Source organism: Colwellia sp. BRX10-1 (assembly GCF_014077545.1).
GTDB lineage: Bacteria > Pseudomonadota > Gammaproteobacteria > Enterobacterales > Alteromonadaceae > Colwellia_A.
Genome location: NZ_JACGWC010000011.1, coordinates 1 through 25,355, shown reverse-complemented (window position 1 = coordinate 25,355; position 25,355 = coordinate 1). Strand labels below are relative to the sequence as shown.

The 25,355-nt window shown below is 36.0% G+C and carries 22 protein-coding genes; 19 read left to right on the top strand and 3 right to left on the bottom strand.

Going from position 1 to position 25,355, the window contains the following annotated elements:
- Positions 1–69 precede the first annotated feature (69 nt).
- The 5 genes from H4J75_RS10800 to H4J75_RS10780 all read left to right on the top strand — a co-directional run bounded on the left by H4J75_RS10800 (position 70) and on the right by H4J75_RS10780 (position 6,159).
- On the top strand, positions 70–240 hold the full coding sequence (locus H4J75_RS10800) for a DUF2986 domain-containing protein (protein ID WP_070376722.1): 171 nt from the start codon (positions 70–72) through the stop codon (positions 238–240).
- Between the two features lie 9 nt (positions 241–249).
- Positions 250–1,089 carry a hypothetical protein gene (locus tag H4J75_RS10795; RefSeq protein ID WP_083278094.1) on the top strand — a complete coding sequence of 280 codons (840 nt, stop codon included), beginning with the start codon at positions 250–252 and terminating at the stop codon, positions 1,087–1,089.
- A 124-nt stretch (positions 1,090–1,213) separates the two neighbouring features.
- The gene (locus tag H4J75_RS10790; RefSeq protein WP_070376723.1) at positions 1,214–1,627 is read left to right on the top strand and encodes a CBS domain-containing protein; all 414 of its coding nucleotides are present in this window, start codon (positions 1,214–1,216) and stop codon (positions 1,625–1,627) included.
- Positions 1,628–1,861: 234 nt separating this feature from the next.
- Complete coding sequence (gene hrpA / locus H4J75_RS10785; RefSeq protein WP_404842716.1) at positions 1,862–5,761, top strand: ATP-dependent RNA helicase HrpA; 3,900 nt, start codon at positions 1,862–1,864, stop codon at positions 5,759–5,761.
- Positions 5,762–5,859: 98 nt separating this feature from the next.
- On the top strand, positions 5,860–6,159 hold the full coding sequence (locus H4J75_RS10780; RefSeq protein WP_070376724.1) for a PilZ domain-containing protein: 300 nt from the start codon (positions 5,860–5,862) through the stop codon (positions 6,157–6,159).
- Positions 6,160–6,249: 90 nt separating this feature from the next.
- Here H4J75_RS10780 and H4J75_RS10775 read toward each other — a convergent pair whose 3' ends face one another.
- Positions 6,250–7,440: a class I SAM-dependent methyltransferase gene (locus tag H4J75_RS10775; protein WP_070376725.1), complete on the bottom strand. Its 1,191-nt coding sequence runs from the start codon at positions 7,438–7,440 to the stop codon at positions 6,250–6,252.
- Positions 7,441–7,552: 112 nt separating this feature from the next.
- On the opposite strand from H4J75_RS10775, the gene H4J75_RS10770 reads away from it, so the two are divergent.
- Together H4J75_RS10770 and H4J75_RS10765 are read left to right on the top strand one after the other, a co-directional pair.
- Complete coding sequence (locus tag H4J75_RS10770) at positions 7,553–7,822, top strand: acylphosphatase (RefSeq protein WP_070376726.1); 270 nt, start codon at positions 7,553–7,555, stop codon at positions 7,820–7,822.
- Positions 7,823–7,880: 58 nt separating this feature from the next.
- Entirely contained in the window at positions 7,881–8,849 is a 969-nt protein-coding gene (locus H4J75_RS10765; protein WP_182222126.1) for an NAD(P)H-quinone oxidoreductase, read from the top strand.
- Positions 8,850–8,862: 13 nt separating this feature from the next.
- Here the strand turns inward: H4J75_RS10765 and H4J75_RS10760 are convergent, their stop codons facing one another.
- The gene (locus tag H4J75_RS10760) at positions 8,863–9,693 is read right to left on the bottom strand and encodes a PEP-CTERM sorting domain-containing protein (protein ID WP_182222125.1); all 831 of its coding nucleotides are present in this window, start codon (positions 9,691–9,693) and stop codon (positions 8,863–8,865) included.
- A gap of 269 nt (positions 9,694–9,962) precedes the next feature.
- Here H4J75_RS10760 and prsT point away from each other — a divergent pair, with 269 nt between their 5' ends.
- Positions 9,963–12,794: an XrtA/PEP-CTERM system TPR-repeat protein PrsT gene (gene prsT, locus H4J75_RS10755; protein ID WP_182222124.1), complete on the top strand. Its 2,832-nt coding sequence runs from the start codon at positions 9,963–9,965 to the stop codon at positions 12,792–12,794.
- 16 nt (positions 12,795–12,810) lie between these two features.
- Here prsT and H4J75_RS10750 read toward each other — a convergent pair whose 3' ends face one another.
- Positions 12,811–13,782 carry an integron integrase gene (locus tag H4J75_RS10750; RefSeq protein ID WP_182214389.1) on the bottom strand — a complete coding sequence of 324 codons (972 nt, stop codon included), beginning with the start codon at positions 13,780–13,782 and terminating at the stop codon, positions 12,811–12,813.
- A 345-nt stretch (positions 13,783–14,127) separates the two neighbouring features.
- Between H4J75_RS10750 and H4J75_RS20395 the strand changes: the two genes are divergently transcribed.
- The 11 genes from H4J75_RS20395 (at position 14,128) to H4J75_RS10695 (ending at position 25,136) form a co-directional block, all read left to right on the top strand.
- On the top strand, positions 14,128–15,351 hold the full coding sequence (locus tag H4J75_RS20395) for a tyrosine-type recombinase/integrase (protein WP_182222123.1): 1,224 nt from the start codon (positions 14,128–14,130) through the stop codon (positions 15,349–15,351).
- Positions 15,338–16,195 carry a hypothetical protein gene (locus H4J75_RS10740; protein ID WP_182222122.1) on the top strand — a complete coding sequence of 286 codons (858 nt, stop codon included), beginning with the start codon at positions 15,338–15,340 and terminating at the stop codon, positions 16,193–16,195. The genes H4J75_RS20395 and H4J75_RS10740 overlap by 14 nt, the downstream gene beginning before the upstream one ends.
- 138 nt (positions 16,196–16,333) lie before the next feature.
- Positions 16,334–16,537, top strand: coding sequence for an AlpA family transcriptional regulator (locus H4J75_RS10735; protein WP_182222121.1), 204 nt, complete (start codon positions 16,334–16,336; stop codon positions 16,535–16,537).
- 75 nt (positions 16,538–16,612) lie between these two features.
- Complete coding sequence (locus H4J75_RS10730; RefSeq protein WP_182222120.1) at positions 16,613–16,765, top strand: hypothetical protein; 153 nt, start codon at positions 16,613–16,615, stop codon at positions 16,763–16,765.
- On the top strand, positions 16,758–18,512 hold the full coding sequence (locus H4J75_RS10725) for a replication endonuclease (protein WP_182222119.1): 1,755 nt from the start codon (positions 16,758–16,760) through the stop codon (positions 18,510–18,512). Before H4J75_RS10730 ends, H4J75_RS10725 begins: the two co-directional genes overlap by 8 nt.
- A 109-nt stretch (positions 18,513–18,621) precedes the next feature.
- Positions 18,622–20,448 carry an ATP-dependent endonuclease gene (locus H4J75_RS10720; RefSeq protein WP_182222118.1) on the top strand — a complete coding sequence of 609 codons (1,827 nt, stop codon included), beginning with the start codon at positions 18,622–18,624 and terminating at the stop codon, positions 20,446–20,448.
- Between the two features lie 2 nt (positions 20,449–20,450).
- Positions 20,451–22,349, top strand: a complete 1,899-nt coding sequence (locus tag H4J75_RS10715; RefSeq protein ID WP_182222117.1) for an ATP-dependent helicase — start codon at positions 20,451–20,453, stop codon at positions 22,347–22,349.
- A 91-nt stretch (positions 22,350–22,440) separates the two neighbouring features.
- Positions 22,441–23,502, top strand: coding sequence for a Shedu immune nuclease family protein (locus H4J75_RS10710; protein ID WP_182222116.1), 1,062 nt, complete (start codon positions 22,441–22,443; stop codon positions 23,500–23,502).
- A 194-nt stretch (positions 23,503–23,696) separates the two neighbouring features.
- Positions 23,697–24,257 (top strand): SUKH-4 family immunity protein, encoded by a 561-nt coding sequence (locus tag H4J75_RS10705; RefSeq protein ID WP_182172050.1) that lies wholly within the window; start codon positions 23,697–23,699, stop codon positions 24,255–24,257.
- 114 nt (positions 24,258–24,371) lie between these two features.
- Positions 24,372–24,665, top strand: coding sequence for a hypothetical protein (locus tag H4J75_RS10700; protein ID WP_182222115.1), 294 nt, complete (start codon positions 24,372–24,374; stop codon positions 24,663–24,665).
- Between the two features lie 120 nt (positions 24,666–24,785).
- Entirely contained in the window at positions 24,786–25,136 is a 351-nt protein-coding gene (locus H4J75_RS10695) for a hypothetical protein (RefSeq protein ID WP_182172523.1), read from the top strand.
- Positions 25,137–25,355 lie beyond the last annotated feature (219 nt).

Here is a 25,355-nt window from a genome sequence, read left to right as displayed (position 1 = left end):
ATGCCTATTTTAATGATAGGGTCTGTGCGTTTAAATAACGCTTTATAAATTTAAATATAGAAAAATAAAATGAATCGTAAGAAAAAAATAAATGCCGCATTAAAAAGTAAGCAGAAAAAAGCCAATGCTAAATTACATACCAGCAACAAGCCCCGTTATGTTTCAAAAGCTGAACGAGCACTTTTAGAAGGAAAAGAAGCGGCTGTTCAAACAACTGATGAACCGCAACTTACAGAGTAATTATTGGTTATGCTAGCTAAACTATTAAATATTATAAAACCGGCGAGTAAAATTGATGTAAGTGATGCCATTGATCAAGATAGTCATCAATGGATCCTCGATACTTTTTCTTGGGCGCTTACACATTTTGATGTTGCAGAGTTTAAAAACAATAGTCAGCTTGTATTACCTAATAATCAATTTTATCAAGGTAGTGTAACTAGTGTTCATGAAATGGCACTGAGTATTTTTAAACAAACAACCACCTATGCTGGTATGCAGCAGTGGCCCATTATATTGATCACACCAGAGCAGTTTTTTGCGGGTACTCAGCAAATAACCATTCCACCGTTTAATATGGTTGACCATTGTCGTGGTGACAATACGCCCTTTGCTAAATTAAGTGAAGAGGATACAGCGAAGCTCCAACAACAGCCGATCATGCTTTCATATGGCGAAAATCAAGTTAATCAACCACAAGATCTTATTTCATCGATTGTACAAAACCTTGCGAATATCCTGATTGTTCAACAAGCTAGTTTACCACCAGGTGGCAAAGAGTTTATTCCTCAAGCCGTTGATGTTATCGCTTGTTTTATGGGCTTTGGTATTATATTTAGTAACACAGCTTATCAATTTAGAGGCGGCTGTGGCTCGTGTAATAATCCTAATGCAAACCGTCAGTCGGCATTGCCAGAAAATGAAACAGTGCATGCTTTAGCGCTATTTTGTTTGCTTAAAGCGATAAGACCTAACGCGGTAAAACCTCATTTAAAATCACATTTACGAAAACAATTTTCGCTTTCCTATCATGCTTTAACAAACACCATAAAAAATTCTCCGGATCCCGTTTTACTGTCTTTACTTTAATCAAGCTATGTTTATTAAAAATAAAAAATTATTTTCACTAAATTCATGATTTATTAAATAAAAGCGTCTACAGTTATTTTTATTGGTTGGGCATTTTATTTTTGATTTTAGTGAGGTAATAACTATGTTGAGTATCCAAGTAAAAGACTATATGAACCACTATCCAGTTACTTTTACTTCAGAAATGGTGGTTGAAGAGGCGGCGTTGCGCTTTTTAAAAACAAAGCAAATTGGTGGTCCAGTGATCGATGGTAATAATCGTGTTATTGGTTTTCTCTCTGAAAGTGATGTTTTAGCAACAATGCTACAGACGATTTATCATAATGAACATGTGAGTGATGTTGCCGCATTGATGCGCAAAGAAGTATTATCAGTTAAACCCTCTGACAGTGTCATAGAACTTGCGCAAAGCATGTTACAGAATAAACCTAAAGTTTATCCAGTGGTAGACGAAGATGGTATTTTACTGGGTACTATATGTCGTAATGATGTTCTATACGGTATTGATCAATATACTCGAAGTACATTTAAACCTTAGTCAGCTGAGTTAATTTCACACTGTCTATTTGTACCACTTGATTGAAGTGGTACAGACTTAATAAAGCTGGTAAAATTATTTTTTGCTATTTTGTTTGGGTCAACCTTGTCTTCTGAAAAATCTATTACTACCTCTTCTGAATCTCAGCGCAGCCAAGTTATTAACATTGATAAGCTTTTTAGCCGCCTTGGATTGTGTTTTAAATCTGATCAGTTTCGTTTGAAAAAGCGCTTAATGTCGAGTAAGAAAATCACTGATAGTGACAAAAAGCAAAAATCACTCAGTCAAATTTCTGCCCATATTGATGAGTCAATCGAAAAAAAGCAGCGTAAAATTCAGAATGTTCCAAAAATCACCTATCCAGAAGATTTGCCGGTATCACAAAATTCTGACGTTATTGCTAAAGCGATAACTGAAAACCAAGTGATTATTATTGCGGGTGAAACAGGCTCGGGCAAAACGACTCAAATTCCAAAAATATGTCTTGCTTTAGGTCGCGGTATCGACGGCATGATTGGTCATACTCAGCCACGTCGTATTGCGGCGCGAACAGTTGCTACACGTATTGCTGATGAATTATCGACAACATTAGGCGACGCGGTTGGTTATAAAGTCCGTTTTAATGACTTAGTGAGTGAAAATAGCTATATAAAATTAATGACCGACGGTATTTTATTGGCAGAAATGCAACATGACCGTTTACTGCGAAAATACGATACGATTATTATTGATGAAGCACATGAGCGTAGTTTAAATATAGACTTTTTATTGGGGTATTTACGCGAAATATTACCTAAACGTCCTGATTTAAAAATCATTATTACTTCGGCAACCATCGACCCAGAAAGATTTTCACAGCATTTTGCTTCAGCAGACGGCAAACCCGCGCCTATTATTGAAGTCTCGGGGCGAACATTCCCTGTTGAAATCCTCTATCGTCCGCTTAATGGCGACAATAATGATGAAACAGAAGAAGTAAGTAGTAACGATATCATTAGTGGTATTTTGCAAGCCGTTGACGAACTTGGTCATATCAGCCAAGGCGATATTCTTATTTTTCTTAATGGCGAGCGCGAAATACGAGACGCCGCATTAGCCTTAGAAAGAGCAAATTTACGACACACCCAAGTGTTGCCTTTATATTCACGGTTAACGGTACAAGAACAAAATAGAATTTTTAAACCACACAGTGGCCGTAATATTGTGCTCGCCACTAACGTTGCAGAAACCAGCTTAACCGTACCAGGTATCAAATATGTTATTGACCCGGGTACCGCGCGTATTTCTCGTTACAGTTACCGCACTAAAGTACAGCGTTTGCCTATAGAAGCTATTTCTCAAGCCAGTGCTAATCAAAGAGCAGGGCGTTGTGGTCGTGTTTCAGCGGGTGTATGTTTACGTTTATACAGTGAAGAGGACTTTCTTGGTCGCCCTGAATTTACTGATCCTGAAATATTGCGTACTAATTTAGCGACAGTTATTTTACAAATGCTGGCGCTTGATCTCGGCGAAATCAGTGACTTTCCTTTTGTTCAGCCACCGGACAGTCGTAATATTAATGACGGTGTTTCATTACTTGAAGAATTAGCGGCGATAGAAAAACAGCAAAACAAAGTGGTATTAACCAAAGCGGGACGGATGTTAGCAAAATTCCCCACCGATCCACGTTTATCAAAAATGATTCTGTCTGCTATTGATTTAGGCTGTATTGAGCAAATTTTTATTATTGTTAGTGCGGTAAGTATTCAAGATCCGCGTGAACGTCCCCATGAAAAACAGCAAGCGGCAGATGAAAAACATAATCGCTTTAAAGACAAAGAATCTGACTTTATCAGCTTGCTTAATTTGTGGCACTACATTCAACAGCAACAAAAAGCGCTGACTAATAACCAATTTCGAAATATGTGTAAAAAAGAGTTTTTAGCTTATATGCGTATTCGTGAATGGCAAGACATCTTTAGTCAGCTTAAACATACACTGCGCGATTTAAACATTCCAATGAGCGGAGTTGAATATACTCCACCATCGTTAGATGCTAATAATACCGATGTAAGTAAAAAAACTGAGCCAGTAGAAAGTAATAATAACAATATTATTCACCAAGCTATTTTGTCAGGTTTACTCAGTCATTTAGGGCAACTTGACGAAAACAGAGAATATAAAGGTGCACGCAATAGCCGATTCTTCATATTTCCGGGGTCGGGTGTCGCAAAGAAATCACCTAAGTGGATAATGGCAACTGAATTGGTTGAAACCAGCCGTTTGTTTGCCCGTATGGTCGCAAAGATAGACCCACAATGGATAGAGCCTTTAGCTGAACATCTTATTAAGCGCAATTATAGCGAACCGCACTGGGAGAAAAAGCAAGGTGCGGTAATGGCTTTTGAACAAGTGATGCTATATGGCCTGACCATAGTTGCAAAAAGAAAGATCAGCTTCAATCATATTGAACCGCATACCTGCCGTGAGATATTTATTCGTGAAGCATTAGTCAATGGTGATAGCACCCTTAATGAAAAATTCTATCAGCAAAATCACCAACTAGTTGCGAGCATTGAGAAGTTAGAGCAAAAAGCTCGCCGCAAAGACTTTTTAGTCGATGAAGAACGTTTAGTTGAGTTCTATGATGAAAAGTTGCCAGAAACCATTATTTGCCAACGTAGCTTTTTGTCGTGGTGGAAAAAGTCTAAACAAAAAAATGCACAGTTACTTAATTTTACCGAAGCCTTTTTATTAAACGAAACGGCTAAAGTATTATCGGCCAACGATTATCCTGATGTTTGGCATCAAGGTAATTTGACCTTGCCGTTAAGTTATCATTTTACCCCTGGCGATATAGATGATGGAATAAGCTTACATATTCCCGTAGGTATTTTGAATCAAATTGAAAATCGTGATTTTGATTGGTTAATTCCAGCGTTGCGACTAGAGCTTATTATTGCCTTGATCAAAGGCTTACCTAAATCTTCACGACGAAATTTTGTGCCGGCTCCTAACTACGCAGAAGCTTGTTTGTCAGCGATTAGTGAGGAGGACGGTAAGTTAGTTGCCGCTGTTGAAAAACATTTATTAAGAATGACGGGGGTGCGTTTACCCGAAGATATTTGGCAAGATGTTGAATTGCCCATTCACCTAACGATGAATTTTAAGGTGATTGACGAAAAAGGAGTGCTTATTAATCAAAGCCGGAAGCTTGAACAGTTAAAAGCCTCTTTGCAAGGAAAAGTAAAAGCATCAATTAAGAAAGTGGCTGATAAAGGAATAGAACGTGAACAAATTACTAGCTGGGATTTCAACAACATTCCCAAAGGCTATGAAAAAAATATTGCTAATATCACCATAAAAGCTTTTCCAGCCTTAGTTGATAAAAATAAAACGGTTGCTATAGAATTATTTGAACAAGAAAGTCTTGCTGAGCAAGCGATGGTTAATGGTGTGAGTCGTTTAATTTTATTAAATATACCTTCTCCAGTTAAATATCTACAACAAAAATTGCCTAATAAAGCTAAGTTAAGTCTATATTTTAACCCTTTTGGTTCAATACCTGATTTATTAGACGATTGTATACTCGCTGCTTGCCAGCACTTGGTGAAAGAGCATGGCGACATACCACGTAACCAGAATGATTTTGAAAAAGCTAAAGACCATGTTCGTGCTGAACTTGCCGACTGTGTGCTCGTGTCAGCGTTAAAAGTAGAAAAAGTATTAACCTTAACCCATGAAATAGGGAAAAAACTAAAGGGTCGAATGTCTTTAGAGGTTATTCAAGCACAAGCCGACATTAAAGAACAACTTGGCTTACTGGTATTCAAAGGTTTTGTGACCGCTTCTGGTCATCAACGATTAGAAGATATTGCGCGTTACTTACAAGCGATGTTAAGACGTATGGAAAAGCTGCCGGTTGATCCCAACCAAGACCGATTGAAAATGTTAGAGGTTGCGAAAGTAAATGATGTTTATTTAGCGTTGCTTGCCAAACAGAGCAAAGGCAAGCCTATTGTTGATGATATTTTAGCGGTTCGCTGGATGATAGAAGAATTTCGTGTTTCGATATTTGCGCAAAATTTAAAGACAGCTTATCCGGTCTCTGCAAAGCGAATTTTAAATCATTTGAAAGAAATTTCAGCAGATTAAGTCGATTTAATCAACAATTCAAGTTTGAAATTTGACACTAAACACTACAATGGGTATAAAAGAGACAATAAAAATTTAAATAATAATATGGAGTAGTAATGGTTAACTTTGATGATAAACGAGATTTCTATCGGATGATGTTAAATAGTGATGTAACCGTGACCATTATCGACGATGAAGCGAACAGTCAAATATTAGCGACTTGTCGAGACTTAAGTGCGACGGGTATGGCGATTGAAATGACGCATCCTTTAGAGCTTAATACCCATGTTAAAGTTAGTGTGCGGTCTGCGAGCAGCAATGTTCAACCGTTGGAAGTTTCAGGGAAAATAGTACGCGTCACCGAAGAGGGTGAAGAGTGCTTTTTAATTGGAATTAATATTGCCGAAATAGATTAAAGACTGAGTATTAACTGGGCAATAAACAAACTAATAAAAAACGAGCACTAAGTGCTCGTTTTTTATTTTAAGACAGTCACAAAAAGTGAACTAACTTACTTGGCAGACTAAGCCTTTCAAATAATAACCTTCAGGGTAATTACTCGATATTGGATGATCACCAGCTTGTTGCAAGCGCTCAACAAAATGCACCTCGCGACGAGCATCAAGAGCGGCATCAGCAACTACTTTTTGAAATAGGCTTGCTTCCATTAAACCAGAGCAAGAAAAGGTCAGTAATATACCGTTTGGCTTGAGTAATTGCATAGCAAGCATATTAATGTCTTTGTAACCACGACATGCACCGGTTAGTTGTGCTTTTGATTCAACAAATTTAGGTGGGTCTAAAATTATCATATCAAACTGACGTTTTTCTTCGCGATATTGTCTGAGTAACTTAAATACATCGGCTTTAACAAAAGAAACATTCTTGTCTTGCAGGTTATTAAGGGCAATATTTTCTTCGGCTAAGTCGAGTGCCGATTGAGAAACATCAACATTGATGACTTCTTTAGCGTCATTTGCTGCACAATGTAAGGCGAATGTTCCGGTATAAGAAAAACAATTAAGGACTGATTTATTTTTAGCATATCGACCTGCAGTCACACGAGAATCACGTTGATCTAAATAAAAACCTGTTTTATGGCCTTTTGCGATATCAACATTAATCGATAAACCATGCTCTTTAATCACACATGCGGTTGACTCAAGTGGCTCTGTTAACCAACCTGTGATTGGCTCTAATCCTTCTTTTTTACGTACGTCAACATCAGAGCGTTCGTAGATGCTACATTGAGGATAGAGCTCTTTAATCACTTCAACTAAGGTATAACGTTGAAAGTCGGCACCGGCACTTAATAGTTGGCAAACAATTAAGTTATCGTATTTATCAATAGTTATACCGGGTAAACCGTCAGATTCACCAGCAATTAAACGATAACCGGTTAAACCGCCTTGTTCGATAAACCATTCACGTCTAGATTGAGCACTTATTAATTTTTTACGAAAAAATTCACTGTCAATTTCTTCATTTTCATTAAAGCTCCAAACTCTAACTCGAATCTGTGATTCTGGCGAGTAAGCACCGCGAGCAAGCCATTTTTCCTTGTGATCAAAGACATCAACGGTATCGCCTAACATCGGATTTCCCTTGATTTTATTAATCGCTTGAGAAAATATCCAAGGATGTTTTCGTAATAAAGACTTCTCTCGGCTTACTTTTAAATAAATTCTTGCTGACATGTGACTATACTTAATGAATTGGTAAATGAAATTGCGCAGAGTGTAGTCAATGCCAAGCTCGGGTGCAATCTTCACGTTAAGTTATTTCAGTCTACGTTAAGGAACAATAAGTATGAATGTTAGTTATATCGCCCATGTTAGCGGAAAAGTACAAGGGGTTTATTTTCGTGCGTCTAGCCAACAAGTCGCTATTGATTATGGTTTAAGTGGTTATGCAAAAAATTTGGATGATGGCGATGTAGAAATTTTAATTTGCGGTGAAGAAAAAGACGTAGATAAAATGTTAGCATGGCTCGCGTACGGACCACCAGAAGCTGAAGTGGTAAGTATGGAGAAAAAACAAGTTAAATGGCAACAACATAACTTTTTCGCGATTAGCTAATCTACTGTGTAGATAATTACCCGTAAAACGAACAAGCGTTTACAATTTAGAGGTTTTCTTGAAATATATTAACGTAACAAGCGATGAGCAGTTAACTTTTGCTGAAACACCCGTACCTGAGTTTTCGGCAGATGAATGCTTAATTCGTGTAAAGGCTATTGGCGTTAACCGAGCCGATATTTTACAGCGACAAGGAAATTACCCCGCCCCTAAAGGCGAGTCTACTATTTTAGGACTGGAGGTTTGTGGTGAAATTGTTGCTTGTGGTAGGGCGGTAAATAACTGGAAAATTAATGACAAAGTTTTTGGTTTGGTTGCTGGCGGTGGTTACGCAGAATATGTTGTTATAAAGTCTAGCCAGTTATTTTATCTGCCTGCTACCTTTACTTTTGAACAAGGTGCAGCTTGCGCAGAAACGTTTCTAACGGCCTACCAAAGTCTATTCTCAATTGCTCAGTTACAACCTAAACAATCAGTGTTGATACATGCTGGTGCCAGTGGTGTTGGCTGTGCTGCTATTACACTTGCCAAAGCGAAAGACTGTTTTGTTGTTGTGACCGCTGGCAGTGAAGAAAAATGCCAAGCGTGTTTAAAATTAGGTGCAGATGTTGCGATTAACTACCATCAAAATTCTTTTGAACAATGGAAAAAAGCAAACGTTCCCGATGGCTTTAATGTCATTATTGATGTGGTGGGCGGAGATTACTTACAGAGAAACATAAATGTCGCCGCAGTTGATGGTCAAATTGTTATTCTGTCTATTTTACAAGGCCGCTACTGCGAAAAAATTGACATAGGCAAGATGCTTTCAAAGCGAGTCAGTATTACAGCTTCAACCTTAAGAAACAGGAGCAATGATTATAAAGCTGAATTAGTGGCTAACTTTAAAGAAGACTTTGGCAAGTTACTTTGCGCAGGGCAGTTATTACCAGTTATTGATACTTGTTACCAATGGCAAAATGCCGATAAAGCCCATCAACGTATGTTGGAGAATGGTAATATCGGCAAGTTAGTACTAATGGTTTAATAACTAATGTTAATTAGTTATTAGTAGAGATTTTTGTTTTAATTCGTTGCTTACGACGAGCACCTAATCCTAATAAACCTAGAGCTAAGATTGCTAAACTAGCAGGCTCTGGTACTTTAACAGTGCCAGGGCCACAGTTATCCTCATTTGCATTACAAAAATCACCAAAAAAAGTGATGTGTGACAAGTTGTCACTGCCAACTTTGCCATGGTTGGGAGGAGTAACCCATTGCCCGCTTGTTACCGACGCAGCTAAGCTCATACAGGCATAATTTAAGTTATCAGTGGTTTGGTTGACACTACCAGTGTTACAAATTCCTGTGTCGACAGTGGGAGTTTCAATTTGCCAAAACAAACGAAAATTTTGACCTGTTTTTGCAACCCAAAAGCGTATATCAGGAAATTTTTTTACGTTGTCATTATAAATCCAAGCACCCTCTTTTTTGTCTCCTGTCATCTGATCAAACGTGGTATAAACCAGATCTGCTGGTTTTTTAAATTTCCAATCAGTTTCAACAGCGCTTGAATTTGTTTCAAAGTTGCGACCCACATTAAATTTGCCAATAATGTCAGCTAAATAGTACTTATTAGCACCTGTTCCTACAAAAATTGAACATTTAGAGCCAGAGTAATCGTTAGCGTCATAATACTTACATTCTTGACCTGCTTGAGCCCCTGTAATTAATGCAGATACTTGGGTATAGACAGCAAAGCTATTAAATGAAACTAAAGCTAGTGATGATATTATCATTAGCTTTGTTGTGTGTTTTTTAATACAACGGAAAATTGTCATTCTTAACTTCCAAATTATATGATAAATCTTGTACATGATGCTTACAATCAATGCAATAACTAAGCCGTAAAAAAAATATAGTTTTAAAACAAGGTGATGTAGGCGTTAGGGCCCAGTTTTATCCTATTTCTCTAGAGTGTTGTAAAATATCCTGACAGTGTATTATGCTTGAGCAATATAGTTAAGCTAATAAATTGCTTTTTCATGAAAAGATTATAGCGCAATATTTATCTTATTAACGAGTAGATAATGGTTTTTATTGAAATGTTTACTGATAAAAAGCACAATCATCCTTGTCTTTTAAATTGTTCGAGAAGTTAATGGTGCGTCACGTTTTTATACCCAAAATATTTTTATTTTTATTTTTAATAACTTTTCAGCAAGTAGCTCAGGGGAATGATAAAGATGTGCTTGAACAAGCTAATATCGCTTTTAAAGATAACCGCCATAATGAAGCGCTCATTCATCTTAAAAACTTAACCCAAAAAGAACCCAATAATTTAGCGGCAAGGCTTTTAATGGCTGAGGTACTTATTGCTTTTGGCAAAGGGGCTACTGCAGAAGTTGAACTCAATTTTGCTGAAAATTTAGGGGCAGACAAAAACCGAACATTCTTGCTGTTTGCGGAAGCTTATTTATTACAAGGTAAATACCATGACACCATCAATCACCTAGACAAACAGGTGCAAGATGAAATACTCGCCGCCAAAATTTTTGTTTTAAGAGGCCATGCACAACTAGGCTTGCGACAGTTATCATTGTCAGCAGAAAATTACCAACAAGCGTTATTACTTAATGCGGTTAATATCGATGCAAAATTAGGTTTAGCGCAGGTGGCTTTAAATTATTATCGCTATGATGAAGCACAAACATATGTTGATGATGTACTCAGCGGTTTTTTCCCTCCAGTGAATGCTTGGATATTAAAAGCGAGTATCCACCAAAATATAGCTGAATTAGATATTGCTTTTAAAGCTATAAATAACGCTTTATTAGAAAACCCTAATCATATTCAGGCACTTATTTTACGCGCTAGTTTATATATAGAGTTTATTGAATACGAGAGCGCAAAAAAAGATATTTTGACGGTGCTTCAACTTGTGCCCAATGAACCTAAGGCCATGTTTTTATCAGCAATGATTGAAACCAGAGAAGACGAAAATTCAAATGTTAGGGAAAAACTTTCAAAATTAAGTGAATCATTGTCAACGCTTGACAATGATACCTTGGATAATAACCCTAGTTATTATTATTTGGCCAGTGTTGTGGCTTTTCAGCAAAACAATTATGAAGCAGCTGATCAATATATTAAAAATTATTTAAATATTGATCGCTTGAATATTAAAGCAATGACCTTCTCAGCGACAATTCACATCGCCATGAAAAACTATACCGCGGCATTGTCAGTATTGAATAAAGCCAATTTACAAAAAGAAAATAACCCTAAAGTTATCTCTCTTTTAGGGTTGGTCAGTTCTGAGCTTAAGCAATATGAGAAAGCAAAGTTTTACTTTCAAAAAGTTATTGAATTACTACCTGACTCATCGATTGCCTCGCAACAGTTAGCAAAAAATAGTATTGATATGGGGGCGTATCAACAGGCCATAGATACCTTGCTTTCAATCAACGCTTCATCGGAGTATCAGTCAACCATTAGTTTTTTATTGGTGCAAGCCTATGTAAAGTCAGGGCAAATGACTAAAGCGGTAGCGCTTGCTGAAAAATTAGTTAAAGCACAACCAGATAATAAAGAGTTCCTTCATCATCTCGGTTTTATTTATCAAATAGTGGGTGATTATAATAAAGCAAAACAAGCATTCGAACATGCTCTTAGTATCGACGCTTTACACATTAAATCACTGATTAGTTTGGCAGAAACACTACTTGCGACGGGCAAAATAAAAGCATCGTTTGAATTATTAGAGCAAGCACTTTTAAAACAAGAAAATAATAAAGAACTCATTAGCGCTTTAGGGAAGAATTATACTCAAACCAGACAATTTAAAGAGTCAATCGTTTGGTTTAAGAGGGCTTATAATATAGAACCCAATAATAAAGACTTACTTAAACAATTGTCTTTTAGCTACATGGCGGCAGGCGAACCCGTCGAAGCAATAGAAATAATAGAAAGTTATTTATCTAATCATGAAAAAACGGCTGATTTATTTGTATTACTAGGCAATTACTATCAGCAACAAAACAATTTTGACAAAGCACTGCAAAGCTTCAACAATGCTATAAAATTTGATGGTGAAAAAGGGAAGGTCTATTTTTATATAGCCCAATTTTACCAAGCAAATAATAAACCAGATGATGCCCTTGAAGCCTATAAAAAGTCTATCGCCTGGTCTGAAAATAAGCAGATACCGTTAGTGGCGGCAAGTCAGTTTTTGAATCAACAGAAAAAACCTCTTGAAGCGATTAAACTTGCTAATGATTTTTTAGAAAGTTATTCAACTAAATTACAGATGATTTTGGCGCATTCTTATTATTTGTCTGGCCAATATGATAATGCCGAAAAGAGTTATAAAAAGACATTAGCATTAACACCACCTCAAGATGAATATCATGACAATATTGTCGTTGGTTTAAGTCTGGTGTATCAAGCACAAAAACGAAATAGCAAAGCAACTCAGCTATTGACAAAGTATTTGAACAAAGAGCCGATGAATTTTTTAATGAATTCTTCGCTAGCAGAAATTTATATGATTAATGAGCAGTGGAAAAAAGCTTACGATATTTATATTTTGTTGTTAACCAAATATGCACAACAAGCCGTATTACATAATAATGCAGCGTTTGCTGCTTTGAATTTAGCCTTGTATGATGAGGCAGAAAAGCATAGTTTAGCGTCCTTAGCTATTACAAAAAACCACCCTGATTCCCTCGATACACTTGGCTGGATTTATTATCATACTCAAGAATTTGATAAAGCACTGCCACTATTTCGCCAAGCGCTTGCACTAGATTACTCTAAAATTGAAATTAAATATCATTTAGCGTTAACCCTCAAAGCGCTTAATCGAGAAAAAGAGGCTTTTAATACCTTATTAGAAGTGGTTAATAGTAAACGTGATTTTCCAGAGAAAAAAGAGGCTCAACAATGGTTAAAATTATGGGCTGATGCTCTACGTACTGATAATGATATTTAGATATCATTATTATGCTCTAAAGCAAGTCAGATAAAGGGCTTCGAACGCCATTAGCGCCATGCTCAAGTACATGGGTATAAATTTGGGTTGTACGTAAATCGCTGTGCCCTAGTTGTTCTTGAACTGTTCTTATATCAGCCCCTCTTTGCAATAAATGCGTAGCAAATGAATGCCTTAAAGTATGACAAGTTATTACCTTATTTAACTTCAATTGATTTGCTGCTTTTTTAACTGACTTTTGAATACTACTTTCATTGAGGTGATGCCGACTAAGATATTTGAATTCTGGTTCAATACTTAATCGAGCAGAAGGAAATAAATATTGCCACTTGAATTCTTTTGCGGCATTGGGGTATTTGCGATTAAGAGCATTTGGAATCCAGACACCTTTATAGTCAATATTTTCTATATCGCTAGTATGATATTTATTAGTCCTTTGAATTTGACGGTACAGTTCAGGTATAAGCTCAGTGGCGAGGGTAACTCGACGATGTTTGTTCCCTTTACCGTTCCAAACTGCGATACAGTGATAATTAAAGTCTATATCTTGTACTCTTAAACGAATAGCCTCCATTAGCCTTAAGCCACTACCATATAAGAGGCTTACTAATAAATGATGTTGTGAGGGTATTTTTGATAGAAGTTTCATAACTTCTGTAGGTGTAAGCACATCAGGTAATTTTCTAGGCCGGCGGCTTAAGTTAAAGTTTAGTTTTAAACTTAATTCGTTTTTTAAAATTTCTTTGTATAAAAAAGCTAATGCATTCAGTGCAAGTGACTGGGTAGCGGTTGAAACGTTTTGTTGATTAACTAAATAACTGAGAAATCTCTCAACTTCGATATCCCCCATGAGTGCAGGGTGAGTTTTATTTGAGTAATTTATAAAATACTTTATCCAATGAATATAAGTTTCTATGGTTCTTTTCGCGTATCTTAAGTTACGCATATGCTCTTCGATACTCATTAAAAAAGGCGATTTAGCGTCCATAATATAAAATCCATTTACTGTTGTTATATACAGCTTAGCTGGTGTTCGGTTCTTTTGCCAATATACCGAAAGATTCGGCGTTGCACCTTTTGAAATATTTAATAATAATAAAATGTTAGTGTTGTTATTATGTTGTAAAGTATGATAATTGTAACTGTAAATAAACAAGGAATGCTAAGTGTTATATATTGCTTAGTTTTTCGGTCTAATAAGCTGTTTTATTTGTAGTTGTTTTAACTAGTTTGAATGAATGCCAATAAACCATTAACTCCTTATTTTAATTGACTTCTTACCTGTTTCTTGTTTTAAATAGCCTACCTGTTTTTTATATAGCGTGACTACACTGTGTCTACATGCAAAATAACCAAGTCTTTTGTAGACAAACTTGCACTTCCTGAAAAGGGGCAGGTTTTCTACCGAGATTCAGAGCTTAAAGGCTTTGCTGTTCGTGTTACTACGGGCGGTAGTAAAGCGTTTGTATTAGAGAAACGTATCAACCGAAAACTCAAACGAATTACGCTTGGACGTTATCCTGAAATTACGGTCGAAATGGCACGTAAAGAAGCACTTAAATACCTAGGCGAAATTGCAACGGGCATTGACCCAATAGCAAAGCGCCAACAAGCCCAAGCTGAGCAAATGACGCTTTGGCAAGTCTGGCAAGATTACCGAAGAATAAAGTCTTACTTAAAAGATAAAACCTATGTTCAATATGAAATGTATCTGAACGGTGAACTAGAAGACTGGAAAAATAAACGCCTTGTCGATATTACCAAAGACATGATATCAACTCGTCACGGTCGATTACTAAAAAGTCATAGTCCTTCTTATGCTAATACCGCAATGCGAATATTGAGTGCGATTTATAAATTTGCAAAAGACCAATATGAAGATAACAATGGTTTAAGCCTATTTCCTCATAATCCTGTTGACCGTTTAGGACAAATAAAAGCATGGGCGAAAGAGCCTAGGCGCCAAACGGTGATTAAGCCCAAAAAATTTGAACTTTGGTATAAAGAACTGCAAGAAATGAAGTTTAATACAGGGGCAGAGTCACACCATGTTGTCGCGGATTATCTTCTTTTTCTATTACTGACTGGATTAAGAAAAAATGAAGGGGCTACGCTAACATGGAGTAATGTAGACTTGGATGAAGGAACAATTTATATACCTGATACTAAAAACAAAGAGCCTTTAACATTACCTTTATCAGATGTTCTTATTGGTATACTCAATTACAGGTTACGATTCAAAACAAATGAGTATGTCTTTTCATCGAGAAAAGCAAAATATCTAGCGCACCCAGATCAAGCGTTAAAACACTTATGTGAGGCATCAGGCATTAAATTTACGTTTCACGACTTACGCAGAACATTTATTACGGTAGCGGAGTCATTAGATATATCATCGTATGCCATTAAACGGCTCGTTAATCATAAAAACGGCTCAGACGTGACAGAAGGTTACATTATTAACAATCACGACCGTTTAAGAGCGCCTATGCAACGCATAACCGATTTTTTTAAAGAAAACTGCAAAATAAACATGGATGATTATGTATCAAGATAAAATAGAACAAGAAGTAAAAAATGCAATTGCTTTGAATGGAGACTCAGTAAAACGATCAAATATATTTGAAGACACTTCATTAGAACCATTAACGTTTACAGCTTATGACTTTGCTTGTGATGCAACACACTTATCTCGTGATATTTTGTCAAAACGAACGAATGAAGAGGTGATCGTTCTTTCTAAAGCAATTGATTCAATGTTGAAATTAGGGGACGGCTTATTGCACGAGTTATCGCAAAAGCTACTCAACGAAACCACTTCAAGGCAGAGTGTTACGTTATCGAAAGGCAGAGCATTATATTTGTTGTGTGATTATTTTGATTTAAACACAATAGTGATTGAAAACCTTCAGTGGTGTGAAATATTCGCCACTCTTACGTTAATGCATTCGGCTGAAATAAAATTTATCTATGACAATCGCTTTAAAGAAGACGCATTATATTTGCCATTAAAAGAACAGGTCGGTGATGAGCAGTTTGCGATTATGCAACAAGCTACGTTGGATAGGGCTATTAGAGACTTACTTGAAGAAATTATTGATAGTATTGCTCGTGCTGAATGTTTGTTTGATAAAAAACAAAAGTCAGCCATTACAGGAAGTAAAGGAGGTATTTCTAAAGGAAAGCGTATAGAACCACTGAAAGAAGAAGTCATTCGGTTGTATTTAGCAAAATACTCTAGCCGTTCGAATCGACATGCCGCTAAATTAATTGAAGCTGATTTAACTCAATCAGATAGCTCGTTATTAGCGTTATCAAGCTCAGAAGAAAAGCAGGTAGAGTTTGGAAAGTGGATTGGTAAGTTCAAAAACGGACAAATTAAATTTCCTATCAACAAATAATCATCAAAAAGTATACTTATACGCCCTAAAAGTATACTTCTACTCCCTATAGGTATACCGCTACCCCCTAGGGGCATTCATACCAGTTAAAACATGATCGAAACTCAACTCGTCCTTTAAAACAACGAGTAAAGAGTCATGAGAATTAAATTATTAAATACTAAAGAAACTGCTGAAATTTTGAGGGTTAGTGAAGCTTTCCTTGAGCGTGACCGATGGGCTGGTGCGCGCATCCCCTTCATCAAAGTAGGTGCGAGAGCCATTCGTTACCGCTTACAAGATATCGAAAGTTATATTGAAAACAATATCTGTTATTCAACCAGTAATGGTGGGGTGGCATGATGAAATTTTCAAACTTCAAGCTAATCGGGTTTTTGCGTATACAGCACTTAGGACAAAAGTCCGTTGGTGGTGAGCATGCGTAAATCACCTAAAAACACCAAAAGCCAAAAATTTGATTTAGTCATAATTGAATTTATTTCAAGCCGACCTCTTAAGCCGTTAAAGAAAAAGATAACGTTAACGGAATTACGCGAAATGCTTAGATATAAGGGGAAGCCTGATGTCTAAGATATTACCCGAAGATAAACCGTTAACGGAATTGAGTTCCGTTAACGAAAATACGCCTCTTTCTGTCATCGTGGAAAATTCCGTTAACGTAACGAAAGATGAAAATCTCGTTAACGACGTTCAGGACTCAACTCATGAAGTTGACTACTTAACGATATCTGGGTTTGAATCATCTTCATTATCAAGTGCATCACTGAGTGCTAATTTACTCGTTGACGAATTTAATGTTGAGGACAAACTTAATAAAACGTTTATCGGTAAGCAACTACTGAGCATTCCTTTTAATTGTCGAGTAGTCGCAAAAAACACCTATAACCGTTTACTTAAATTACCCGTTAAGGGAGCCTTTCAAGCCAATACGTATTTAAGAGAATTATGTAATTTTTGTAAGTCTATGCCTGTTGATGTTACTTGGTCTGACTCACAGATTGAACTGGTTGGTAAAACCCAAGCAAGTCAATGTCTTCAAATTGTTACTAACATGCATAATTTAGGTGATTCAAAAAAAGCGATGGTTTTCGCCTTAGAAGCTGTATTGGTTGGTTTTTCTATTAAGGCGAGAAAGGGAAAATATATTGATGGTGACATTGCCCGTTATGCTTGTGATAAGTGGTGGAGAAAAAAGCTATCAAAACTGCACAGTGTGTCAGTTGAGCGTGTTTCTCAATATGTTCATTTGGTGTCAAAAAAAAGCCAAATATACGTAACAGACGCTAACTTTCGAAAAGGGCGTGAAAACAAACGACGTAATCAATTATTCATGGCTGAATTGGAATTAGTTAATGAGCGAGGGGATGTTGTTGATTTAACTGAAATGGCAAACAGCACCAATGCAAATCCTGTGAATCGTCGTAATGAACTTATGGCGAGATTACATGGCTTTGAAGTCTACGCAGATAAACATGGTTATGTTGCAGACTTTCTAACAATCACTTGTCCATCACGCATGCACCCCGTTCATAGTAGCGGCAGGCCTAACGAAAAATTTGATAGTACTAGCCCAAAACAAGCCAATCAATATCTAGGTAGCCAATTTGCAAAGTGTCGTGCACACCTTGCTCGACTCAATGTCGACTATTTTGGTTTTCGAGTCGCAGAGCCGCATCATGATGCCACGCCACATTGGCATATCCTCGTTTTTGTTAAACCTGAGCAACGTCACATATTAAGAGAAACGTTCTCTTTTTATGCTTTACAGGTCGATGGTGATGAAACAGGGGCACAAAAATACCGATTTACTGTTGAGCCTATCCTTAAGTCAAAAGGCTCTGCGGTGGGGTATATCGCGAAATACATTTCTAAAAACATTGATGGTTTTGGTGTTGATAAAGACAACTACGGCAATCCTGCTGATATTGCGGCATTGCGGGTGAGTGAATGGTCAAGTTTGTGGGGAATTCGTCAATTTCAGCAGTTTGGTGGTCCACCTGTTAGCTTGTGGCGTGAAGCAAGAAGATTGGCGTTAAAAGAAGAGGTTAACATATCCTCTGTTTGGGTTGCCGCGGATAGTGGTAATTGGTGTGAATTCATTGAAGCGTTGGGCGGTGTAAACGTTAAACGTAAAGATTTACCTGTTCAGTTAGTAAAAGAGTTTATTGAAACCGAAGGTGAATATTTGGAGCCGATAGGATATGTGATTAAAGGCTTAAGTTGTGGCGGTGAAGTTTACGTTAGTCGTGAGCACACATGGACAAAACGTCGCAAAGAAAATGAATCTTCTTTGGGGTTAGGCGAAAACGAAGTTTGAGTTAACTTGGAGTTCTGTAAATAACTGTACTGATTAATAAAATGACTTAACGTTGGTTGTATGATTTAATTTAATAAAATTTAATTCAATAAAATTAAGAAAGGAAATAATGGCTATTTTAATAGATAAAATTAGGGTCGCTGGATTTAGAGGGATTCGAGATGTTGAATTAGATTTACCAAGAGTTGCAGTGTTAATAGGTCTCAATAACGCAGGTAAAACATCTGTAGTTAAAGCATTTCAGCTTGCCTTAGGTGATTATTCAAGACATTTAACTGAAGAAGATTTTTTTATAGGACACGATGACAACCCCGTTGGTGAAATTTTGATTGATATAAGGATTATTCCTATTGATGAGCATGACAATAGAGCTTCTTTATTTGAAGAGGAATGGATAGATTTTTTTGGGGATAAAATTCAAGTAGACCCTCTAGAAAATCAGTTTTCAGCGATTAGAACAATATGTACCCCTGATCTAATCAAAGGTGGATTTAACGTTTCAAGATACTCTTTAGAACGTTGGTCAGATTTTACAGATTGGAGAACTGTTAAAGTTAATCAGAAGAAGAAAATTCGTTCTGCACTTCAATCAATACCATATTTTTCTATAGATGCTCAACGAGATCTTCATACTGAATTGAGGGAAAAAAACTCATTTGTCGGAAAAATTTTATCTAATATTAAATACAACGAAAGTGATAAAAATGCATTAGAAGGGATAATTTCTGATTTAAATAATGAAGCTGTTAACAAAAGTGAACCTCTTCTTAAATTAAAAGAACATTTAGAACAATTAAATCAGTCTTTTGTAAACTCAGGCAAAGCTGAAATAACTCCTTTTCCTAAAAAAATCAGAGATTTATCAAAGCAATTTACAGTACATTTTGGCGAAAATGAGAGTAATTTATTTTCGATGGAATACCACGGGATGGGGACTAGAAGCTGGGCTTCAATGCTTACTGTTAAAGCTTTTACTGAATTGACTTCTGAAAAGTTTTCAGCCGAAGAAGAGGCTTATCATCCCGTATTGGCTGCAGAAGAGCCTGAAGCACATTTACACCCAAATGCTCAAAGAACGCTGTATAAGCAACTAGTAGAATCCAAAGGACAAGTTATTATAACAACCCATTCGTCTTATGTTGTAGCTCTAGCAGATCAGAGCGAGTTGAGAGCTTTATCAAATGAAGAGTTAGGGGTTTGTGTTAGGCAATTAAGTCATGATATTTCTCTTGAAGATAAACGAAAACTCCAGAGGGAAGTAATTCATTCTAGGGGAGAGTTGCTGTTTTCTAGGGCAATAATTTTGTCAGAAGGAGAGACAGAAGAACAAGCTTTACCTATTCTTTTCCAAAAATATTTCAACGAAGATCCTTTTTCTTTAGGAATTAACTTCATTGGAGTTGGAGGTTCAGGAGCCAAATACAGACCATTTCTAAGATTGGCAAGAGACTTTAATATCCCTGTATTCATCTTTAGTGATGGAGAAGAACCCATCATCAAAAAACTAAAAAGTGCTTATGAAGAGTTTTTTGGTGTTGTTGATTTGGCTAATAGTTCTAACATTACCATTTTGGAAGGTACCGATTTTGAGGGATATCTTTTATCCAGTGGTTATGAAGAACTTATTAAAAACACCATAATTGTCCAGGAAGGAGCAACTAAAATTGCTTCTTGGATATCAAAGCGGCAAGGTACAGCGTTAAAGCCTGTTCGTACAGGAGCCCCAGATTGTGTTACTTGCAAACAACCTATTCTAGAATCTACAATTAGGGATTATTCAAGTGAAAACGGAACACAAAAAGCAATTTTGGAAATACTTGATTCTAAAAAACCAATGTATGCTCAAGCTGTTGCGCAAGAATTGTGCAAGTTAACGAAAGAACAATTACCACCCAAGATAATAGAGTTTTTTGAAAAAATTAGGGCAAGGATCTAGCTATGATGACATTATCACCAAACCAAGAACTTGTTGTAAAATCTGAGCTTGATAAGAATATTCAAGTATTAGCTTCAGCTGGTTCGGGCAAAACAAGAGTGTTGACAGAACGAGTTCGATATATACTTGAACAAACTAAAAAAGATAGAGTGATTGCGCTTACTTTTACTAACAAAGCTGCAGAGGAAATGGTAGAGCGCCTATCTGACTCAGAAGAAGCTGTAAGCAGAACTTGGATATCTACTATTCATTCTTTATCTCAAAGCATAATAGAGCAATACGGTCATACTATAGGGTTACCATCCGAACTAAATATATATGACAGAGATAAAGATAGGATGGAAATATTTTTACAGTCCTTGAGAGATGATGGAATAAATATCGATGACTATTTAGATGTTTCTGATTCTAGAGAACATCGCAACAGACAAACCATTATGCAAAAATATATGGATGCTTTCTCTACCATAAAGCGAGAGTTTCTTACTGAAGATGAAGCGCTAATTAAATTTGCTGGGCAAGAGCGAATTTGGAAAATATATCAAGACTATCAATCTGCCTTATTAAATAGTGGAGGGATTGATTACGATGATATTTTATTTTATGGGCATCAATTACTATTAAATTACGATTGGATTTCAAATATTTACCGAACAAAATATAAACACGTCTGTGTCGACGAAGCTCAAGATTTGAATCGTGCCCAGTATGAATTTATTAAAGTGTTCTGTGGTCAATCAATTAAGAGTCTTTTGATGGTTGGAGACCCAAACCAAATGATTTATGGCTTTAATAGCTCGTCATCCGACTTTTTATGTGATGAATTTATACGTGACTTCAAGCCTTTAAAGTTTGAATTAAAAGAAAACTATAGAAGTACAAAGTCCATAATTAATGTCGCAAATAAATTAAAACCTAACTCTCAAGAAGAGCATAGTGCAGCACTTGTTGGTGGAGTTACTTTTAATGCTTTGGAAGACGAATATGTAGAAGCACAATTGATTACAAGTCAAATTAAATTTTTACTTGAAATGAAAACTCATGCGGAAATAGAAGGCGATATATCTCTCGATCATATGGTTGTTATCGCTAGAAATCGTTTTGTTTTTTCAGCCTTAGAAGAAAAGCTTTCTAATGAAAATATTAAGTACTTTTTAAAGAAAGGAGAACGTTTAGCTGAACCAAATTCACTTTTTGGGAAAGTGTTAGATTATGGTTTGAGGGTTAAGCTAACACCAAAAGATTGGGTTGATGGAAAAAAACTTTGTAAGTTACTTAAAATATCACCCCCAAATAATTGGGGGGAAGAAAAACAGTTATATAATTGGTCAATAAATATAGATAGCAATTCAGACGTTCAATTTCCCGAACTTCAATCTACTTTATTAAAAGAGCTTGAAGAATTAGATAATGAAGAACCTAAAATAAGAAAATTTGTTGCTAAATTTGATGAAAAACTCAAAGCTTTAGCCTCTATAAGTATTAATGATAAAGAGAAGTTAGAGTTAGAAATGAGTATTTCAGAATTAAATGATTTTAAGGAGTTATGGCTTAGATTTAAGAAGAAAGGCATTGGTGACTCATTGAAAGCATTTCGTAATGCAATGGCTTTAGGTCAAATAACAGAAAGCATGAATAATACAGGAATAACTTTAAGTACCGTACATACAATGAAAGGATTAGAAAAAGATATAGTCTTTTTGATGGGGATGTGTGAAGGCGTATTTCCTGACTACAGAGCTAATTCAAACAGTGAAATATCAGAAGAGAGAAATAGTGCATTTGTGGCAGTAACTAGAGCGAAAAGGTGGCTATATATTTCTCACCCAGAAAAGAGAACGATGCCTTGGGGAGATGTTAAATGGCAGCAGGTTTCAAGGTTTGTTAAAGAAATGCAATAATTGGCAGCCAATATTTATCATAACAAAGATGTTTTTTAGTATTTTAAAACATCTTATTTACAATAAAAAATTAAATTAATTGAGATAAATAATGTATTGGTGGGTTAATCAAAGTACATCTTTTAGTAAAGAAGTCGAAGGTGGTTATATTTGGTCTCCTCAGACCCTCTCAGGTGGTATAAAAAGTTACAGCTTTGATTGCATGAAAAAAGTATCTATAGGTGATGTGATTTTTTCGTACTCTAAGGGGGAAATAAGGGCGGTAGGAATTACAACTACTACTTGTATCGATAGTGATCATCCTTTGGGTTCGGAACTCTGTTCGACAAAGCCAGTTCCAACAAAAGGTTGGTTAATAAAAGTTGACTGGGAGGTTCTAGAGAACACAATAAGACCGAAAGATAATATAATTAAAATTGCACCACTTTTACCTGATAAATATTCTCCGATTCAAAAAAATGGAAATGGAAATCAAGGTGTGTACCTTGCCCCTATATCGGAAGACTTGGCTAGTGTTTTAAAAGAATCTATTGCGATACATCATGATGTTATTGAAAGTTTGATTGGTAACCAAAATGAGATTGATATAGTTAATATATCAGAGATGGATTTGGAAGAAGTCGTTTCTATATGTAAGGGAAGTTTAGATGTAGATAAAGAAGAATACTGGCATATGATTTTTGAAAAACATCCAACCCTTTTAAATGTATTATTGCCAACAGGAATGAAATTGAGGCAAAGTAAGTGTTATCTAGGTGGCAAAAAAATTGATAATAAAGGCGGTAATATCATTGATTTCCTATTTATTAGTAATAAAAGTAAAAATTCGGTATTAATTGAAATAAAAACGCCAAAGACAAAATTGTTGGGAAAGAAGTATAGAGATAATGCATATTCTATCCATGAGGAATTGTCTGGGGGTGTAGTGCAAACATTGAATTATAAAAATGAACTATTGATGAACTACAAAAACCTTCTCTCTGGTGAGGATGAGGATTTCTTTAATGCATTCAACCCCAGATGTATTTTACTTGTAGGATCGTACGAATCTATTTCTTCCTGTCCAATTAAAAAGAAGTCATTTGAATTATTTAGAAGTAGCCTAGCTGGTGTTGAAATTGTGACATATGATGAACTACTTGAGCAGTTATGATTATATGTAACGTCGAAATTTGAAAAGCATTTATAAAGAGTAAATATTTGGTTGTTACTCTTTTAACTTCTTAATTAATATTTTTAGTATACATAGAGTATACATGGAAGGGGTGGCTTGCGATAAGTTATTGATTTAATGTGCCATTATGTTATTTTAGATATAATAAGCTGTTATACGTTTCGAGGTAGAGTGTGCATCCCGATTTTGAGTTTCAAATATATCCAAAGCATATATTGAAAGGTAAATATATTACTGATGACAATGCGGATATAATTTGTAAAACAGGGTTACCTGGTTTTGTTTCTCCTCATTTATATTTTGGTGAATTTGAAGATGAACAATTTCTACCATTGTTAACAAATTGGTCTTGGGCAAGTGATTGGGAAGGTAATATAAAACTTGCTATAGAAAATTTTCCAGATTGTACTGTTATAGGTTCAGGACAAAACTCTGATCCTATAGTGCTAAAACCCAATGACAGTAGTATTTATCAAGTAAGTTCTGATGGTGCTACATTAATATTTATTAATACTAATTTAGCTCAATTACTTTTAACGCTGAATGCGTTTTTAGATATGGTAGATAAAGCTTTATCTAAAGATGAAGATGCACTTATAGAGCAAAGAGTTAATCCTTTATTCGTTTCTTTATTTAAAACAAAACTATCAAAAATTGATCCTTTAGCTTTAGGTGATAATTCGCTTTGGGGTAAACTTGCTGACAATTGTAGTCTGCATCAAATAAACGTATAACAAGTTACTCAAACGGACGATAAACAGTTGGCTAGCTTCGTTCCTCGCAATTTTAGCCAACAATTTCGCGCCGCTTAGTAAGGCGTTATGTTTTTTAATCGAATGGATGCGCATATGAAAAAATGGATGATTAATAAAAGAATATTTATGTTAGGTTTCTTGCCTGTTCTAGGTGTTCTTATTACACTTCTTTTAAATTTTATTGCTGGACCTGGTTATACAACCGCAGTAAATCAAGGTGCTATTTACATATATTTCAAGGGCTCTGTTATTTGGTCGGTGTTTGCATTTTTTACAGGTATATATATGTACTCTAAATGTAGTTCAATGAACCATATAAAATTTGTACTTGGAGTTTTATCGGTCACTTTCGGTGTCGCCATGCCTTGGATGATCGGTATGTCGTAGTGTTCAAAACATAACAAGAATTTCAAGCGGGACAAAATAAAGTTGGCTGTTTTGTTCACTCCGTTCACTTATTTTAGCCAACGTTATTTTGCCCCTTAAATGGGCGTTAGGTGTATACGGATGTCACTCTGTTTGGTTGTTTCAAAACTAGCCACTGAAATAGAAATACAGCTTGATGGTTGTACTAATAGCCAACAGTCAATGCTGAAACTTATGATAGAAATGCCGAAATATTTAGCTATAAATAACTTGGCCTTATGGGAGGCTGATTATCGCTCCTCTATTAGCGAAGATGAAGACGAAATTAGTATTGAGTACAAGGCGATAGATATATTGTACGAGCTCGCAGGTTTAAACTTATTTGGCGAATTTCAGGTGAGTTTATCTAAGCAAGTGTATTCGAGTGTTGTCGCCAATTTAGAGCGGCTTGGTATTCAGGTTACAAGTGGTTTGGACGTTTCTCGGTGGTAGATACACCTAACAAGCCACTCAAGCAGGACAAATAACAGTTGGTTTTGTTCGCTTCGCTCTCTATTATAACCAACTATTATTTGCCTCTTAGTGGGGCGTTAGGTAAGTAAATGGATTTCGTAGAAAAGTTTCACATTCAGCATAAAAAAAGAATCATGTATTCATTAATTGCTATGGCGTTTTGGATTCCTGCTTTAATAATCAATTATTACGATTTAA